Source organism: Exiguobacterium sp. BG5(2022), assembly GCF_031844365.1.
GTDB lineage: Bacteria > Bacillota > Bacilli > Exiguobacteriales > Exiguobacteriaceae > Exiguobacterium > Exiguobacterium profundum.
Map to the genome: position 1 here is coordinate 77,656 of NZ_JAUZVB010000003.1, position 15,045 is coordinate 92,700.

Sequence of the window (15,045 nt, forward strand, 5' to 3'; positions counted from 1 at the left end):
AGGTAATGTATAAGGCAAGGAGAGTGAATGACGTGAATACAAAAGATAAAATCATGCAGTCTGCTCGAACACGCTTCGCACGGGATGGTTACGAAGGGTTGTCACTAGCGGCAGTAGCGGAAGATGTAGGGATTCGCAAGGCTTCTTTATATGCCCATATCGATGGGAAGGAACAACTGTTCAAACAAGTCGTGTCAGATATGGCGAATCGTTACGAAGAAGTATGGCAGACAACTTGTGACGATACGGCTGGACGACCACCTTTAGAACGAATCGATTCGATTGTCAACACACTCACGTCATTCTTTAGTGATCATGAGACTTGGATGTTGACGAAACGAATGTTACTAGTACCTCCTCCGGAGTTTCGAGAGTATATCGAGGAAGTCATCGGTACGGTCGAAACCAAGTTAAAACGATTTGAGAAAGAGCAATTTCGACTGGCGATGGAACGTGGCGATTTACCGGTACAATCGCTCGATGAACTATATGCTGCCTACTATTGCTTTTTAGATGGCGCCTTACTATCGTTATTCACATTTGAAGAGGATCGGAATATGAGACAACAAGCTGCGTTTCGAATTTTCAAGAAAGGAGTGGGTTGGGATGAGTAAAGAGAAGAGTGCATGGATCTCCCTCCTGTTTGCAGGACTACTCGAAATCGTCTGGGCGACCACGATGAAGTTGTCTGAAGGCTTCACGATTCTAGGTCCGACATTGTGGACAATCGTGTTATTGATTCTCAGTTTCGGATTATTGGCGAAAGCGTTTCGGACGCTGCCTGCCGGTACGGGGTACGCTGTTTTTACAGGAATCGGTGCGGTCGGCACAGTCATAGTTGGCGCCTTCTTGTTTGACGAGGGGCTTAGTGGATGGAAACTAATACTTGTGGCGACGTTGATTATCGGCATCATCGGATTGAAGCAAGTGACAGGAGGGGAAGAAGCATGAGTTGGGTTTATCTGATTGGAGCGGGAATTGCTGAAATGACAGCCGTTTTCTTTATGGGGAAATCGAAAGGATACCAGATTTTAAAGTGGTCGATTGCATCAATTTTATCGTTTGCGCTCAGCTTCTATTGGTTATCAAAATCACTTGAGGTCATTCCTCTTAGTCTTGCCTATTCCATCTGGGTAGGCATCGGCGCGGCCGGCGGTGTCATTTTAGGGATGCTCTATTTGAACGAATCGAAAAATCGTTGGCGTATCTTCTTTTTGTTGATGATTATTAGTAGTGTAATCGGTTTAAAAATTGTCTCGTAAAGGATTGAAATGTGCTGAAAACGGGAATTTATTACTTCAGATTATGTGATGAAAAAAAGGGGGCGGAAAACGATGCATCTTGTCGAGTTGCAATCCGAACGTTTGCGGTTTGAACCGTATACGCTTTCTGATTTCTATTTTGTCAAATCGCTTCTCCAAGATCCACGGGTGATGCGCTTCATCAGTCCGGATGGGAGACCGTATACAGACGAACAGACGATTGAATGGTTTGAACGTCAATTGGCCCGCTATGAGACAGGACGCCAAACGGGTCTCCTGAAGCTCATGACATTTGAAAGTGATGAACCGATTGGTCACGCAGGTACGCTATTGCATGAATTGGACGGCAAAATCGAGTTGGAAGTCGGATATTGGTTGTCACCGAAGCATTGGCACATGGGATATGGTCGAGAAGCCGCCGCGCGTCTGATGCAGCATGCTTTTTCAGAGGGCGAGAAGGAGATTATTTCTCTGATTCATCCGGACAACGCTCCATCTCAACGTGTCGCCAAAGCGAATGGTCTTCACTGGGATCGAGATACACTGTACAAGGATATGCTCGTCTCCGTTTATGCGGGTGACTTGGAGCGGTTATGTCGACATATCGACCGTCAACAAATGACACGATAAAAAGTCTCTAAAAAAATAAAAAAAGTTGTTGCCAACTCAATAGTTTCTTGATATATTAATAGTGTCCTTAAGAGAGGACACGACCTGATTCTGTAGCTCAGCTGGGAGAGCGCTACCTTGACAGGGTAGAGGTCGCTGGTTCGAGCCCAGTCAGAATCACTTGGGTGCCAAACCCTCGAGAAACCCACCGGAACATGGGTTTCCGCGAAGCCACTTCTTGCGAGAAGTGGCTCTTTTTTTGTATATTGACATGGCACGAAAGCAATTGGTATATTCCTTTCAATACATAATGAAACGGGGAATGCAACATGGTGCTAACGGGTACACTCGTCAATGCCGCATTGATTGTCATCGGGGCATTGCTAGGTCTCTTATTTCACCGCATTCCGGAGCGTATGAAGGAGACGGTGACTGCGGCAATCGGGCTTGCGGTCATCTTGCTTGGGATTCAAATGGGGATGAAGAGTGAGAACTTCTTGATTGTCATCGGAAGTCTCGTCGTCGGGTCAGCGCTCGGGGAGTGGTGGAAGTTAGATGAATTATTAAATGAAGTCGGTTATCGACTTGAACGGCGACTTGGAAGTCAATCGAGTGTAGCGGAAGGATTCGTAACGGCCACACTCATTTTCGTGATCGGGGCGATGGCCATTATCGGGGCGCTCGATAGCGGGTTGCGTGGTGATCATGACGTGTTGTACACGAAAGGGTTGATTGATGGTTTTACGGCCCTCGTGTTAAGTTCGACACTTGGGATTGGGGTCATGTTTTCAGCAGTTCCAGTGTTACTGTATCAGGGCGGAATCGCATTACTCGCCATTCAAATCATGAAATTCATACCGGAATCGCTCATGGACAGTTTTATTTTAGAGATGACCGCGACCGGTGGGGTCATGATTGTGGCGATTGGTCTGAACTTGGTTGGAATCACAAAAATTCGTGTGGCCAATTTATTACCGGGGATTTTAGTGGTCGCGATGATTGTCACGGTTATACATATGCTGTAAAGAAAAAAGACTGAATTCGATTCAGTCTTTTTTCGTGGTTGCATTCATTGTGGAAGGCTCTTTTCGTAGAGCTTCCGCAATGATTTTATCCCAATCGGCTGCATCGCACGCCGCTGTGCAGGTAGGTTCAATTTCACATGTTGCACATTTCCCGCCTTTTGCTTTACGTGTGTAGCGGTAAAGAGAAAATGCGGCATATCCAAAAACAATGAATCCGATGAGTAGGTCAAAGAATGACATGGTATTCCTCCTTACGCAACTCCGAATAAGCGACCGACTTGATAAATGACAAGAGACACCACATAAGCGACACCTAAACCGTATAAACTGGCGAACCATGTCAACTTGGCACTACCCACTTCTCGCCGGATGACAGCGACTGTCGCCAAACAAGGGACATAAAGTAAAACGAAGGCCATGAAGCTATACGCGCTGAGTGGGGTGAAGATTGGTAATAGCGACTCCGATAAATCTGATTCGCCGACCGCATAGATGATTGCCATCGTAGACACGACCACTTCTTTTGCTAAGAATCCGGTGATGAGCGAGGCACCGGCTTGCCAAGTACCGAATCCGAGTGGGACGAGTAATGTGGCAATCATACCACCAATCATCGCCAAGAAACTGTCATTCATCGGTACATCAAAGCCGCTTGGACCTGAATAGGCGAGTAGCCAGATGAACACAGAGCCACCAAAAATAAATGTACCGGCTTTTCGAACGAATCCTTTAGCTTTTTGCCAAGTGCTACGCCATAAGGTAAGTCCTTGGGGAACGCGGTATGGAGGTTGTTCGACGATGAATAAGCTCGTCTGATCTTCAGAGGCCAATGCCTTCGTAAAGATTTTCGCGGCAATCAAGGCAAGGAAAATTCCCAACATATAGAGCGAGAGGACAACGAGTGCTTGATGAGTAGAGAAGAAACTCGCCGCAAACACAGCGTAAATCGGAAGCCGGGCCGAACATGACATGAATGGTGAGATGAAGATGGTGACTAGACGTTCGCGCTCCTCTTCGACCGTTCGAGCGGCCATGATTCCAGGAACGTTACATCCGAATCCGATAATCATCGGGATAAAGCTTTTTCCATTCAATCCGACGAGTTGCATGAAACGATCCATCACGATGGCGACTCGCGCCATATATCCGGAGTCCTCTAAAAATGAGATAAAGAAAAAGAGGACAAAGATTTGCGGAACAAAAACCAATACGCCACCGACACCTGCGATGACACCGTCTACGAGAAGTGCTTTAATGAATGGAGAAGCACCTACAGCATCTAACATCCAAACCGTTCCTGATGTGATCGGACCAGACAATAGTCCGTCTAATAAATCGGAAAGAGGTGCACCAACCCAATTAAATGTCACGTGGAATAGCGCATAGAGTACCCCGAAGAAGATGGGTAAACCTAAGATAGGATGCGTCACAACCGCATCGATGCGATCTGTCATCGTCACGTCCTGTGCATTGTGATTTTCAATGACCTGGTGTCGAATCTGTTTCGCCCAATCGCGACGACGCTCAGTGATGTGTGCGTGTGCAAAACGCCCTATAGCCGTTTCCAGTTCTTTTCGGACGGCAACAATCTCTGGAGATGATGCTTCTAAATGGTCGACGACAATCCGGTTGCCTGCTAAATATTGAATTGTAATCCAGCGATCCGTTCTCGATAGACCAGTTAAACGAAGAATGCGTGTAATCGCTTCTTCGGTCTCTGGACCATAGTTTAATTCGAAAGGTTGACGCTTCTCCATTTGAATCGATGAGAGCAAGACGTCACAACCATAACCTGTTCGTGCGGTGATCGGGAAGACATCTACTTGGAGGAGCGTTTTTAATTTGTCGAGATTAACATGCATTCCACGACTTTCTGCGACGTCGACCATGTTTAAACCGATTTGAAGCGGTCGTCCCATCTCTAGAAGTTGCAAAGTAAGTTGTAAGTTACGTTCTAATTGTGAAGCATCGACAATATTGATCATCCCGTCAAATGGTTCATGCAGTAAGAAACGGGAGACAATCGCTTCATCTGCCGAGAGCGGGTCTAAGTCATAGACACCGGGTAAATCAATTAATTGTCCGACTTTCCCATGTAACTGACCGATTTTTTGTTCGACTGTGACACCGGCCCAGTTGCCCACATGTGCGAATGAACCTGTTAATCGATTAAACAATGAAGTTTTGCCTGTATTTGGATTGCCAATCAATGCGATCCGTTGGCTCATGGTACAATCACTCCGATTTTTTCGGCATCTGATCTTCGGATGGCGATAATTTGTTGATGATCCACTTGTTCAATGGTGAGCGGTCCTGAAAAAATAGCTCTGCGCTTCACACGAACCGAGCATCCCTCGTAAAAACCAAGAGAAATCATTCGTCGGCGCAAGCGATCATCAATTTTAGTCAAATCAGATAAAATGACGGTTTGATTCAACGCGACATGTCGTAATAGACTCATAAGTAACCTTCCCCATCTTTTGATAACGATTCTCATTCGCTATCTTATCATGTCGAAAGAGAAAGTGAAATATTGATCATATAAAAAGTTATAAATAATAAATAGTAAGGTCGAGTGAACATAAAAAGAAGTGTAAACGAGTATCGTTTACACTTCTTCAATCGACTCATGATCTTCTTTGGCACTTTCGCGCAAGGCTGAAGCCATCACGTCAGCAAGATTCCGTTCACGAAGCACGCCGACACCACGGTCGGTCGGTCCGCCTGGAGCGGCCACATCGGCAATCAGTTCATTCGTCTCACGTGTTTCATGAGACAGTAACTCAGCGGAGCCTTTCATCGCTTGGGCGACAATTTGACGCGCTGTCTGTTCATCGTAACCGACATCCGTTAGGACGGGCGTCATCGCACCTACGATTTCATAGAAAAAGGCAGGACTGCACCCTGCAGCGGCCATAAAGGCGGACATCGTTTTCGCATCGGTGACGGCCGTTCGACCGACCCGTTCAAAGAGAGAAGTCGCTTTCTCACGGACTGCCTCATCTGTTTCTGGACCAAACCATAGCCCCGTCATCCCGTTCCGATGGGCGACAGGCGTGTTCGGCATGGCGCAAACAGCTGGTAGCCCTGAAGCCTCTTCTAATTGGCTCGGTTCGATATGTGCAGCGACTGAGACGAGTAGTGGGGTCTTCCATTCTTTTGATTCTACGTACGGGATGACGCCATCAGGTTGCATCGCTAATACGACGATGTCATAGTCGTTAACGTTTTCGTCCTCAACAATTTGAACGCCGAGTTCATCTTGTAGGAAGAGTAAGCGCTCCCGGTCACTTCGGTTTGTCATTGTGATGTGTGTCGGTTCGATGCCCGAGTCGATCCACCCGCGAACGAGCGCCTCACTCATCGATCCAGCACCGACCATTAGTAATTGATTCATCATTCGTCACCTCTTCTTTTCGATTCGGTCAATAGTTATGTTGACTATCATAACAAACATACACTCGAATATCGCCCATCCTGCTCATTTGTAAAGAGATGGAAAACGATTTGACATAGGAATCGACGAACATGACAAACGTTTCAAATCGCGCTATGATGGCACTAATTCAAAAGAGTGAGGCGAAATCGTGTGAAACGTGTACTAGTAAAAGGGATTCAAGGTTACCAGCGTTTTATTTCACCATTAAAGCCGCCAACGTGCCGATTTTATCCGAGCTGTTCGCACTACGGAATCGAAGCAATCGAAAAACATGGGGCTGTCAAAGGCAGTTATTTAACCGCTCGCCGACTCATTCGCTGCCAGCCGTTTCATCCAGGCGGGCTCGATTATGTTCCGGATACATTTGATTGGAAAGCGCCTTTACAACGAGAGAAACCTGAGTCACAGCGAGACGATTGAGTTCGTCTCGCTGTTTTTGTACAGAACAAACAATGAATCAGTTGTTTTAGTACAATACTTTTGCATTGTTCTAAGTATTCTGAAAAAATAGAGGTGTACACTATTTTTCGGGGGAAGGGGATACTTTGTATGGGGCAATCATTTAGTGAATGGGTGAGTACGGCATCCAACTTTGTATGGGGACCACCGCTCTTGATTTTGCTTGTGGGGACAGGCATTTACTTGACGGTGCGTCTAGGTGGGATTCAAATCACCAAATTACCGTATGCGTTGAAATTGGCGTTTTCGAAAAATCAGGATCAATCCTCTAAAGGGGACATCAGTCACTTCCAGGCGCTCATGACTGCTCTGGCGGCGACCGTCGGTACGGGGAATATCGTCGGGGTGTCGACAGCGGTCGTATTAGGAGGACCGGGAGCCATCGTATGGATGTGGGTGTCCGGTTTCTTTGGGATGGCAACGAAATACGCAGAGGCAGTTCTTGCCGTGAAGTATCGGGTCACTGATGAGCGCGGTCAAATGGCTGGTGGACCGATGTACTATCTAGAACGAGGGTTGAATCAACGATGGTTAGCGGTAGCATTTGCTGCATTCGCATCGATTGCGGCGTTCGGTATTGGAAACGGGGTCCAAACGAACTCGGTCGCGCTTGCGCTCAAAACAACGTTTGACGTACCACTATACATATCAGGGATTCTCATTATGATTTTTACAGGAGCGGTCATTCTCGGAGGCGTGCGTTCCATCGGGAAAGTAGTCAGTTACTTCGTCCCCGTCATGATTGCCTTCTACTTAGGTAGCGGTCTTTTAATTATGGTGATGAATTACTCGCTGATTCCGGATGCGTTCGCACTCATCTTCAGCAGTACGTTCAGTGCAGAAGCAATCGGTGGAGGGGCCATCGGAGCTGCCATTCGATACGGGGTGGCACGTGGTGTCTTCTCGAACGAAGCAGGTCTTGGCTCTGCTCCGATCGCAGCAGCGGCAGCGAAAACAGATATGCCGGGTCGTCAGGCGCTCGTCTCGATGACTCAAGTCTTCTTGGACACGCTTGTCGTCTGTTCGGTGACAGGATTGACACTCGTCATGGGTGGTCAAATCGGGACAGGACTTGAAGGGGTCGAATTGACTTCAGCTACATTTGAACTGTTCCTCGGACCAGCCGGCGGTTATATTGTCACAATCGGGCTCGTTTTGTTCGCCTATTCGACCGTGCTCGGTTGGTCGTATTACGGCGAACGCTCCATTCATTACTTGTTCGGACAAAAGTCGATTCTTCCCTATCGGATTGCTTTTGTACTCGTCGCGGGACTCGGTGCCATGACGACGAACTTGAACTTGGTATGGGCGTTATCGGATGTCTTCAACGGCTTAATGGCCATCCCGAACTTGATTGGTCTCTTGTTCTTGTCGGGTGTTGTCATTGCCGAGACGAAGCGTTTCAACCAACAGCTTGAAATTGAAAATCGAAAAGTTTCCTAAACGGAAGGACGCCATCCTTATGAATCAGAGGGTGGCGTCTTTTGTTTTGCTTCTAATTCATCGAGTCGTGCTTTTTGTAAATGATCAAACACTTTTGTGATAAAGCCAACCATGATGCCCACCCCAGTCAATACATATCCGATTGTGAATATTTTTCCGATGTCGGTCTGAGGGGCAAAATCACCATATCCGATGGTAGTCAGGGTGATGACACTGAAGTAAAGTGCGTCCAACCAACGCATCTCCTCGAACCGTGTGTAAAAAAGTGTACCGGACAGGACAGTGAGAAAGGCAAGACTGAATAAGACTTGGAACTCAGGTTCGCGGAGGCCACGCCAGATTCCGCGTACAATTCGACGCAATGTCAGTAAGAACGGCAACATGTCACTCGCTCCTTTCGATATTAGGTTTGTTCGCTAAAAACGGGGGAACATCCTTTATAGTTCGAGAAAAGAGAAAGGGTGAGTTGGATGGGGAAAGTCATACCGAAACAAGAAGGACTCGACCATAGTGTCGATTTTTTACGGGAAGGATATCTATTTGTTGCGAATCGTCGCAAAAGTTTTCAATCAAATATCTTTGAAACACGTTTGCTCGGGGAGCGCGTGATTTGTCTTGGGGGCGAAGAGGCTGCCGAGGTGTTCTATGATGCAGACAAATTCATGCGTCAGAATGCGGCGCCAAAACGTCTATTGAAAACCTTGTTTGGAGAAGATGGGGTCCAAACACTAGATGGTGCGGCTCATACGCATCGAAAACATATGTTCATGTCATTGATGACAAAAGAAAATATAGATCGATTGCTCCGCTTGACATATCGAGAGTGGAACCAGATTGAACGAATGGGAGAGGAGGTCGTCTTATACGATATTGCGCAACAAGTGTTGATGAAGGCCGTATGTGAATGGTCGGGAGTTCCACTTGCGAAAGAAGAAGTTGGGAAGCGCACTGAAGAGATGAGGTTATTATTTGAATCGGGTACGTCTCTTGGTCCCACGTATTTACAAGGTCGGAAGGCACGAAGTTCCGCTGAAGCCTGGATTCGTCAGATGGTAAAAGAAGTGCGGTCGAATCGATTATTGCCGAACGAACATACGGCGCTGTACGAATTTTCGTGGCACCGAGATGAATCCGGAGAGTTATTACCTGAAGACGTCGTGGCGGTCGAAGTATTGAACATTTTACGCCCGACTGTCGCAATCTCGGTGTATGTCCTCTTCACTGTCTTAGCTTTACATCAGTTCCCGGATGTAAAAGAGCAGGTAGAGCGGGGAGAGGTCTCGAAAACAGAATTTGTTCAGGAAGTGAGACGGTTTTATCCATTTTTCCCTGTAGCGGCAGCTCGTGTCAAAACCGATTTTGAATGGGACGGCTATGCATTTTCGGAAGGGACGCTGACGCTTCTTGATTTGTACGGTACGAATCATGATTCCTCTATTTGGACGGAGCCGGATCGATTCGATCCCTCTCGTTTTAAAGATTGGAACGAGAGTCCGTTTAACTTTATTCCGCAAGGTGGGGGAGATGTAGATTTTGGACATCGATGTGCCGGTGAACATGTGACCATTGCAATTCTTGGACAAGTCATTGAGTTGTTTACTAAGGAATACGCCTACACGGTCCCACCTCAAGACTTGAGCTATAGTTTTGTAGACATGCCGAGTCTGCCGAAAAGTAAATTGCGATTGACTCATCTAACTCGAAACCAATAAAAAAGTCGCCTACTCGATGGGAGTAGGCGACTTTGAATTTACTTCGTTTGCAAATTTAGGCGTTTGGAGATGGGACGAATCGAGACCGATGAATCGATCATTCGATTATCCCGTTTCGGTTCATCGGTACATTCAATCTGCCAGTCGGTGTCATGAAGCTCTTTTAGTCCGACGGCGATGTCGTATAGGGAATAGTTCGCATTTCCGTTTAACTGATAGATGCCCGGTCCACGTTTAGTCAAAATTTCAAATAGCGCGTCTGCCGTGTCTACTAAAAATGAACATGATGGATACCAATGCTCACTCGCTTGGATGACCCCTCGTTGCTTCATTTCGTTCGTAAAATAGTCCATCATATTATTCGATCCGGCCTCATCCCCGATTTGCCATCCGAGACGAACGATTTGAGCACCAGGATTGGCGTTCATAATCGCACGTTCGCACTCACGCTTATACTTTCCATAGTCATCCTCGGCATCTGGTAGCGTATCTGGGGAAATCGGTCCGGTCACTTCATCTGAAAAAATTGAAACCGTGCTCGTGAACAGGAAAGGGATTTTCGCCTCACCACATAAACGAGCGAGCGTCTCGGCCCACTCCACCGCGCCCATACCGATATGTAAAAAGTAGTTCGGTCGGATGCGCTCGATGAATTCTCGCATTTCCTCTTCGTTTGTCGTGGACACTTGCTCGCGATTCCACGCAATCCCTTCAATTCCATGGCGCTGCAACGTTTCGGCAACAACGGGTGCCACTGTACCGTTCATTCCTGTAAGAATAGCTTTCATTTCGATTCGCCCCTTTCACTCTATATGATGCCACAAAACGAGTGTGGACAAACAACCGATGTGCCGGGCTATGCTAGACTGGATGATGGAGGGATTAATCATGAATATTCGACAAGCAACCAAACAAGATAGTAAACAAATTGCACCACTCATGTATCAAGCGATCCATGAGATTGCGTACACATTGACAGCATCAACGGATACGACTGAGGTATTGGAGCGACTAGCGATGTGGGTAGAGAAACCAAATAACCGCTTGAGTCACGAAAACATCTGGGTGGCGGATTTTGAAGGAGAAGTTGCCGGAATGATCATCTCGTATCGTGGGGATAAGGCAGAAGAATTGGATCGACCGATTCGAGAATGGTTGACGGCGCATGGAAGTGGAGAAGAGGTGGACGTTGAAACGGAAGGTTATGTCCAATACATTGATTCACTGGCTGTCGCAGAGGCGTATGGAGGTCGTGGAATCGGGACGAAGTTAATCGAACACGTTTGTCTCGTTGCGAAAGAACGCGGTGTGCCCGCCGTCACATTGAACGTGGATCAAGAAAATCCTGCGGCACATCGCTTATACACACGTCTCGGCTTCCATAAGGAAAAAGAAATCAACATTTCTGGGGCGAGATTTGACTATATGATCAAAGAAATCAATTCGACTCCTTTCTCAGTCTAAAAGCGGATGCGCAAACTTCTTTTCTCGACTATACTAAGTGCTTGAGGAAAGATATACGTAAAGGAGATACATTATGGAGTGGAAGAACATTTGGCGAGGGATGGCCATGGGGACGAGTGATTTAATCCCTGGTGTAAGCGGCGGTACCATTGCAGTCATTTTAGGCATCTACGATCAACTCATCGAAGCGATTAGCGGCGTATTTAGCCGATATTGGAAAAAATATATCGGGTTCTTGATTCCATTGGCAATTGGAATGGGGACAGCCATTATCGCACTGAGTCGAGTTATTGAATACTTATTGCTGGAGTATTATGCACCGACACAATTTTTCTTTATCGGATTGATTTTAGGGATTATTCCACTTCTATTCGTGGAATTTAAATCACGCGCATCGATTCGTCCGGTTCATGTTATTGCTATGGTTGTCGCAACGATACTCGTTGCGAGTATGGCATTCTTGAATCCGGTTGATTCGTCTATTATGACGGACGTGACGTTCGGGACGGCGCTTCTCTTATTCTTCTCCGGTTGGTTGGGCAGCATGGCGATGTTGCTTCCTGGAATTAGCGGTTCATTCGTCTTGTTGTTAATTGGCGTTTATCCAACCGTCATCAGCGCCATCTCAAATTTCAATCTGTTGATTATTGGGATTGTCGGTGCTGGAGTGGCCGTCGGCTTTATTGTAAGTAGTAAAGTCATTCGTTACTTGTTGGCGAATTTTCCGGGAATGACGTTCTCCGTCATCATCGGATTGGTCATTGGCTCACTCGCCGTCGTGTTTCCGGGTGTACCAGCTTCCGGAGTCATGTGGATACTCAGTATCGTCGCATTCATCGCGGGGGTCATCGTCGTCCGATTACTCAGCAAGTATTCTGTCTAAATGAAAAAGGAGTCCAGCGATGAGCCGGACTCCTTTTTAATAGATGAAGGGGAAGAGGCGCTTGCGCGTCTTCGACCAGGATTGGTAAGACTGACCGAAATGGCGAATGAGCATACCTTCCTCGATTCGAATGCGGTACAGTAATGCAAGCGAGGTGAGACCCGCACCAATCAAGGCGATTCCCCAATGAATAAAGTATAGCGAGAATCCGAACGTAATCAATAACAACCCTGTGTAAAGAGGGTGGCGTAAGTAACGATACGGTCCCGAGCTGACGAGTTCGTCTTCCGGTCGGACGACGACATGTCGTGTGAATTGATGACGTAAGTGTAAAATCCCCCAATAACGTAACGACACGCCGGCTATGTAAAAAGTAAGTCCGATGATTCGTTGAACTGTCGAAGGCTGTGATTCGAAAACAAGCGAAGAGATCAGAGACAACACGAAGACGCCAATCATCGTCGTCGCTACAAAGTAAAAGCTCTTCCGCTCGACAGCCCCGTCTGTTGCCTCTTTTCGGTTACGAAATCGCCACGTCTCAACTAGCCAAAAAAATGATACGACGATTAATAGGACATCCATCCAATTCATCACGCACATCCTCCCTTTTGATTCATGTTTCATTACCCGACCTACGCATAAGAAAAACCAAATCCCTCAGGACGATATTCGAAAAAAATTGTCAAAGTGACCAAAACAGGTTATCATCTAATGAGAATGATTATCATTTTTATGTATATAGAGAGGAAGGGTGCGACGATGAACGAGGAAGTATTCGACGTGACGATTATCGGTGGGGGACCGGCTGGATTGTATGCCGCTTTTTACAGCGGTTTACGAGGTATGAAGACGAAAATTATCGAATTTCAACCTTTTTTAGGCGGGAAAGTACATGTCTATCCAGAGAAAATGGTTTGGGACGTAGGTGGTCTCCTACCGACGACTGGGGCAAAACTGATCGACCAACTCGTCGAGCAAGGTCTTACCTTCTCTCCGACGGTCCTTCTTGGCGAGAAGGTGGAGTCGATCTCTAAGCGTTCAGACGATTTGTTCGGGATCGACACGACGAACGGTCATCATATTTCAAAAACCGTCATCGTTGCGACAGGAAGCGGGATCCTCAAACCGCATAAGGTTGAAGTGAGCGGAGCGGAGCGGTTCGAATTGTCGAACCTCCATTACACGGTTAAATCACTTGAACGCTTTAAAGGAAAGCGCGTCTTGATATCGGGTGGCGGCAATAGTGCAGTCGATTGGGCGAATGCGCTCGAGCCGATTGCAGAGCGGGTCGTGCTGACGTATCGAAAAGAAGAACTTAGTGGACATGAAGCACAAGTTGAAAAAATTAAACAGGGTCGAGTCGACTGTTGCCCACGATCAAAAGTGACGGATTTGATTTCTCACGATGGGAAATCGATTCAACAAGTTCTTTTGACTCATGTCGAAACAGGAGAGACGAGCGTAATCGAGGTCGATGAAGTGGTCATCAATCACGGATATGAACAAGACGCGGAGTTGCTTCGGAACAGCGAATTGCAGGTCGAGATGAAGGATGGGTTTTATGTGAAAGGGAATTCAGGTAGCGAGTCATCCGTACCGGGATTGTACGCTGCCGGTGATATTCTCACGCATGAAGGGAAGGTACATCTCATCGCTGGAGCGTTTCAAGATGCTGCGAATGCGGTGAACCGGGCCAAAACATACATTGACCCGAATGCGAATGCTACCGCAATGGTGTCCTCTCATAATGAACGGTTAAAAGAGAAGAATCGTCAAATCATAGAAGAAACCATGATGAAGCAGTAAGAGGATCACTCTTACTGCTTTTCTCTAGGATAATCACAAAGCTCGGTAATCACACCGCCTGAATGACGCGGGTCCATGTAGATTAAGCGTCTACCTTTCGCGGTCGTACGCAGCGTGTCTTCTAAAAAGGTGATGCCATTTTGTTTGTGAGCGGCCATCGCTTCGTCCAAATCGTCGACACGATAGGCGATATGATGAACACCCTTCCCTCGAGCTTTCATGAACCGGGCAATCGGACTCGTCTTACTAGTCGGACGCAACAATTCGATGACATCCTCTCCAATATGAATGACGGCCAATTCGGTCTCGACCCCGATGGTCGTGTTCGTATAGCGGTCCACGAGTTTTCCTCCTAAGACCGTCGTGTAAAATGTGATTGCCTCATCTAAGTCTCGAACGGCAATCCCAGTATGATCGATATGCATGTAAATTCCTCCTTCTGCTTCAGTTTGCCTAAAGTTGAACAAAATGTCACTTCACAACGTTTCAAGCCTATCCGATATAATAGGAGAGGGAGGGACAGCGAAATGAACGGAAAAATCACGATGGGTTTGGTGGGCACTTTCGCCTTTGTATCATTTGTGTTTGGACTCTCGCTTGCGACGTTTGTCGACTATCGCATCAATGAAGAACAGGTTGTCCTTGAACGATTAACGACCCATAAACAAATTGGTCCGACCGAGTTGCTGTCTACCGAGGTCGACTTTCATTTAAATGGGTCGAATTATGCGATTCGTTTTAAAGATGAACCAAATATTACGTATTGGTTCAATGTCGTCGATCGCAAAATTAAGTTCGATCGGATTGAATCGCTCGATTTGAGAGATACGGGGCTTCGGACAGAACTGTTTGAAGCGATGCCGCCTCTAGCGATGGAGTCGACTACTGCTGCAGAATAAAAGACGTCGAATGAACAACTTTTTCCTTTGAGAAAGAGTTGGTT

At 46.8% G+C, this 15,045-nt stretch carries 20 protein-coding genes and 1 tRNA gene; 13 read left to right on the forward strand and 8 right to left on the reverse strand.

Going from position 1 to position 15,045, the window contains the following annotated elements; all coding sequences use genetic code 11:
* The first annotated feature begins 32 nt into the window (after positions 1–32).
* From Q9R25_RS12500 to Q9R25_RS12525, 6 genes are all read left to right on the forward strand, one after another.
* Positions 33–614: a TetR/AcrR family transcriptional regulator gene (locus tag Q9R25_RS12500; RefSeq protein ID WP_074037786.1), complete on the forward strand. Its 582-nt coding sequence runs from the start codon at positions 33–35 to the stop codon at positions 612–614.
* Positions 607–951: a DMT family transporter gene (locus Q9R25_RS12505; RefSeq protein ID WP_074037785.1), complete on the forward strand. Its 345-nt coding sequence runs from the start codon at positions 607–609 to the stop codon at positions 949–951. Before Q9R25_RS12500 ends, Q9R25_RS12505 begins: the two co-directional genes overlap by 8 nt.
* Positions 948–1,262 carry a DMT family transporter gene (locus tag Q9R25_RS12510; protein ID WP_159563525.1) on the forward strand — a complete coding sequence of 105 codons (315 nt, stop codon included), beginning with the start codon at positions 948–950 and terminating at the stop codon, positions 1,260–1,262. The genes Q9R25_RS12505 and Q9R25_RS12510 overlap by 4 nt, the downstream gene beginning before the upstream one ends.
* A 72-nt stretch (positions 1,263–1,334) precedes the next feature.
* A complete protein-coding gene (locus tag Q9R25_RS12515; RefSeq protein WP_311283238.1) occupies positions 1,335–1,892 on the forward strand; it encodes a GNAT family N-acetyltransferase in 558 nt (185 codons plus the stop codon).
* An 86-nt stretch (positions 1,893–1,978) separates the two neighbouring features.
* A tRNA-Val gene (locus Q9R25_RS12520) sits at positions 1,979–2,051 on the forward strand.
* Positions 2,052–2,200: 149 nt separating this feature from the next.
* Positions 2,201–2,896 carry a DUF554 domain-containing protein gene (locus Q9R25_RS12525; protein WP_159563526.1) on the forward strand — a complete coding sequence of 232 codons (696 nt, stop codon included), beginning with the start codon at positions 2,201–2,203 and terminating at the stop codon, positions 2,894–2,896.
* Between the two features lie 21 nt (positions 2,897–2,917).
* Here Q9R25_RS12525 and Q9R25_RS12530 read toward each other — a convergent pair whose 3' ends face one another.
* The 4 genes from Q9R25_RS12530 to Q9R25_RS12545 all read right to left on the reverse strand — a co-directional run bounded on the left by Q9R25_RS12530 (position 2,918) and on the right by Q9R25_RS12545 (position 6,293).
* A complete protein-coding gene (locus Q9R25_RS12530) occupies positions 2,918–3,136 on the reverse strand; it encodes a FeoB-associated Cys-rich membrane protein (RefSeq protein ID WP_035387786.1) in 219 nt (72 codons plus the stop codon).
* An 11-nt stretch (positions 3,137–3,147) separates the two neighbouring features.
* On the reverse strand, positions 3,148–5,124 hold the full coding sequence (feoB, locus tag Q9R25_RS12535; RefSeq protein WP_214691464.1) for a ferrous iron transport protein B: 1,977 nt from the start codon (positions 5,122–5,124) through the stop codon (positions 3,148–3,150).
* Positions 5,121–5,357 (reverse strand): FeoA family protein, encoded by a 237-nt coding sequence (locus Q9R25_RS12540; RefSeq protein ID WP_034771241.1) that lies wholly within the window; start codon positions 5,355–5,357, stop codon positions 5,121–5,123. Before Q9R25_RS12540 ends, feoB begins: the two co-directional genes overlap by 4 nt.
* A gap of 147 nt (positions 5,358–5,504) precedes the next feature.
* The gene (locus Q9R25_RS12545; RefSeq protein ID WP_074037973.1) at positions 5,505–6,293 is read right to left on the reverse strand and encodes a pyrroline-5-carboxylate reductase family protein; all 789 of its coding nucleotides are present in this window, start codon (positions 6,291–6,293) and stop codon (positions 5,505–5,507) included.
* Positions 6,294–6,485: 192 nt separating this feature from the next.
* Here Q9R25_RS12545 and yidD point away from each other — a divergent pair, with 192 nt between their 5' ends.
* Positions 6,486–6,755 carry a membrane protein insertion efficiency factor YidD gene (gene yidD, locus Q9R25_RS12550; protein WP_015880777.1) on the forward strand — a complete coding sequence of 90 codons (270 nt, stop codon included), beginning with the start codon at positions 6,486–6,488 and terminating at the stop codon, positions 6,753–6,755.
* A gap of 129 nt (positions 6,756–6,884) precedes the next feature.
* Positions 6,885–8,237 carry an alanine/glycine:cation symporter family protein gene (locus Q9R25_RS12555; RefSeq protein ID WP_074037781.1) on the forward strand — a complete coding sequence of 451 codons (1,353 nt, stop codon included), beginning with the start codon at positions 6,885–6,887 and terminating at the stop codon, positions 8,235–8,237.
* Between the two features lie 17 nt (positions 8,238–8,254).
* Here the strand turns inward: Q9R25_RS12555 and Q9R25_RS12560 are convergent, their stop codons facing one another.
* A complete protein-coding gene (locus Q9R25_RS12560) occupies positions 8,255–8,620 on the reverse strand; it encodes a potassium channel family protein (RefSeq protein ID WP_159563530.1) in 366 nt (121 codons plus the stop codon).
* Between the two features lie 87 nt (positions 8,621–8,707).
* Here Q9R25_RS12560 and Q9R25_RS12565 point away from each other — a divergent pair, with 87 nt between their 5' ends.
* Positions 8,708–9,949: a cytochrome P450 gene (locus tag Q9R25_RS12565; RefSeq protein WP_264093210.1), complete on the forward strand. Its 1,242-nt coding sequence runs from the start codon at positions 8,708–8,710 to the stop codon at positions 9,947–9,949.
* Between the two features lie 38 nt (positions 9,950–9,987).
* On the opposite strand, the gene Q9R25_RS12570 is transcribed toward Q9R25_RS12565, so the two are convergent.
* Positions 9,988–10,737, reverse strand: coding sequence for a sugar nucleotide-binding protein (locus tag Q9R25_RS12570; protein ID WP_074037778.1), 750 nt, complete (start codon positions 10,735–10,737; stop codon positions 9,988–9,990).
* A gap of 100 nt (positions 10,738–10,837) precedes the next feature.
* On the opposite strand from Q9R25_RS12570, the gene Q9R25_RS12575 reads away from it, so the two are divergent.
* Both Q9R25_RS12575 and Q9R25_RS12580 read left to right on the forward strand, forming a co-directional pair.
* Positions 10,838–11,413 carry a GNAT family N-acetyltransferase gene (locus Q9R25_RS12575; RefSeq protein ID WP_074037777.1) on the forward strand — a complete coding sequence of 192 codons (576 nt, stop codon included), beginning with the start codon at positions 10,838–10,840 and terminating at the stop codon, positions 11,411–11,413.
* Positions 11,414–11,486: 73 nt separating this feature from the next.
* Complete coding sequence (locus tag Q9R25_RS12580; RefSeq protein ID WP_015880783.1) at positions 11,487–12,296, forward strand: DUF368 domain-containing protein; 810 nt, start codon at positions 11,487–11,489, stop codon at positions 12,294–12,296.
* A 36-nt stretch (positions 12,297–12,332) separates the two neighbouring features.
* On the opposite strand, the gene Q9R25_RS12585 is transcribed toward Q9R25_RS12580, so the two are convergent.
* Positions 12,333–12,887: a methyltransferase family protein gene (locus tag Q9R25_RS12585; protein ID WP_311283239.1), complete on the reverse strand. Its 555-nt coding sequence runs from the start codon at positions 12,885–12,887 to the stop codon at positions 12,333–12,335.
* A gap of 168 nt (positions 12,888–13,055) precedes the next feature.
* On the opposite strand from Q9R25_RS12585, the gene Q9R25_RS12590 reads away from it, so the two are divergent.
* Positions 13,056–14,102, forward strand: a complete 1,047-nt coding sequence (locus Q9R25_RS12590) for an NAD(P)/FAD-dependent oxidoreductase (RefSeq protein WP_311283240.1) — start codon at positions 13,056–13,058, stop codon at positions 14,100–14,102.
* Positions 14,103–14,113: 11 nt separating this feature from the next.
* Here Q9R25_RS12590 and Q9R25_RS12595 read toward each other — a convergent pair whose 3' ends face one another.
* Positions 14,114–14,527 carry a VOC family protein gene (locus Q9R25_RS12595; protein ID WP_074037774.1) on the reverse strand — a complete coding sequence of 138 codons (414 nt, stop codon included), beginning with the start codon at positions 14,525–14,527 and terminating at the stop codon, positions 14,114–14,116.
* A gap of 102 nt (positions 14,528–14,629) precedes the next feature.
* Between Q9R25_RS12595 and Q9R25_RS12600 the strand changes: the two genes are divergently transcribed.
* Positions 14,630–15,001, forward strand: coding sequence for a hypothetical protein (locus tag Q9R25_RS12600; RefSeq protein WP_074037773.1), 372 nt, complete (start codon positions 14,630–14,632; stop codon positions 14,999–15,001).
* The last annotated feature ends 44 nt before the right edge of the window (positions 15,002–15,045 follow it).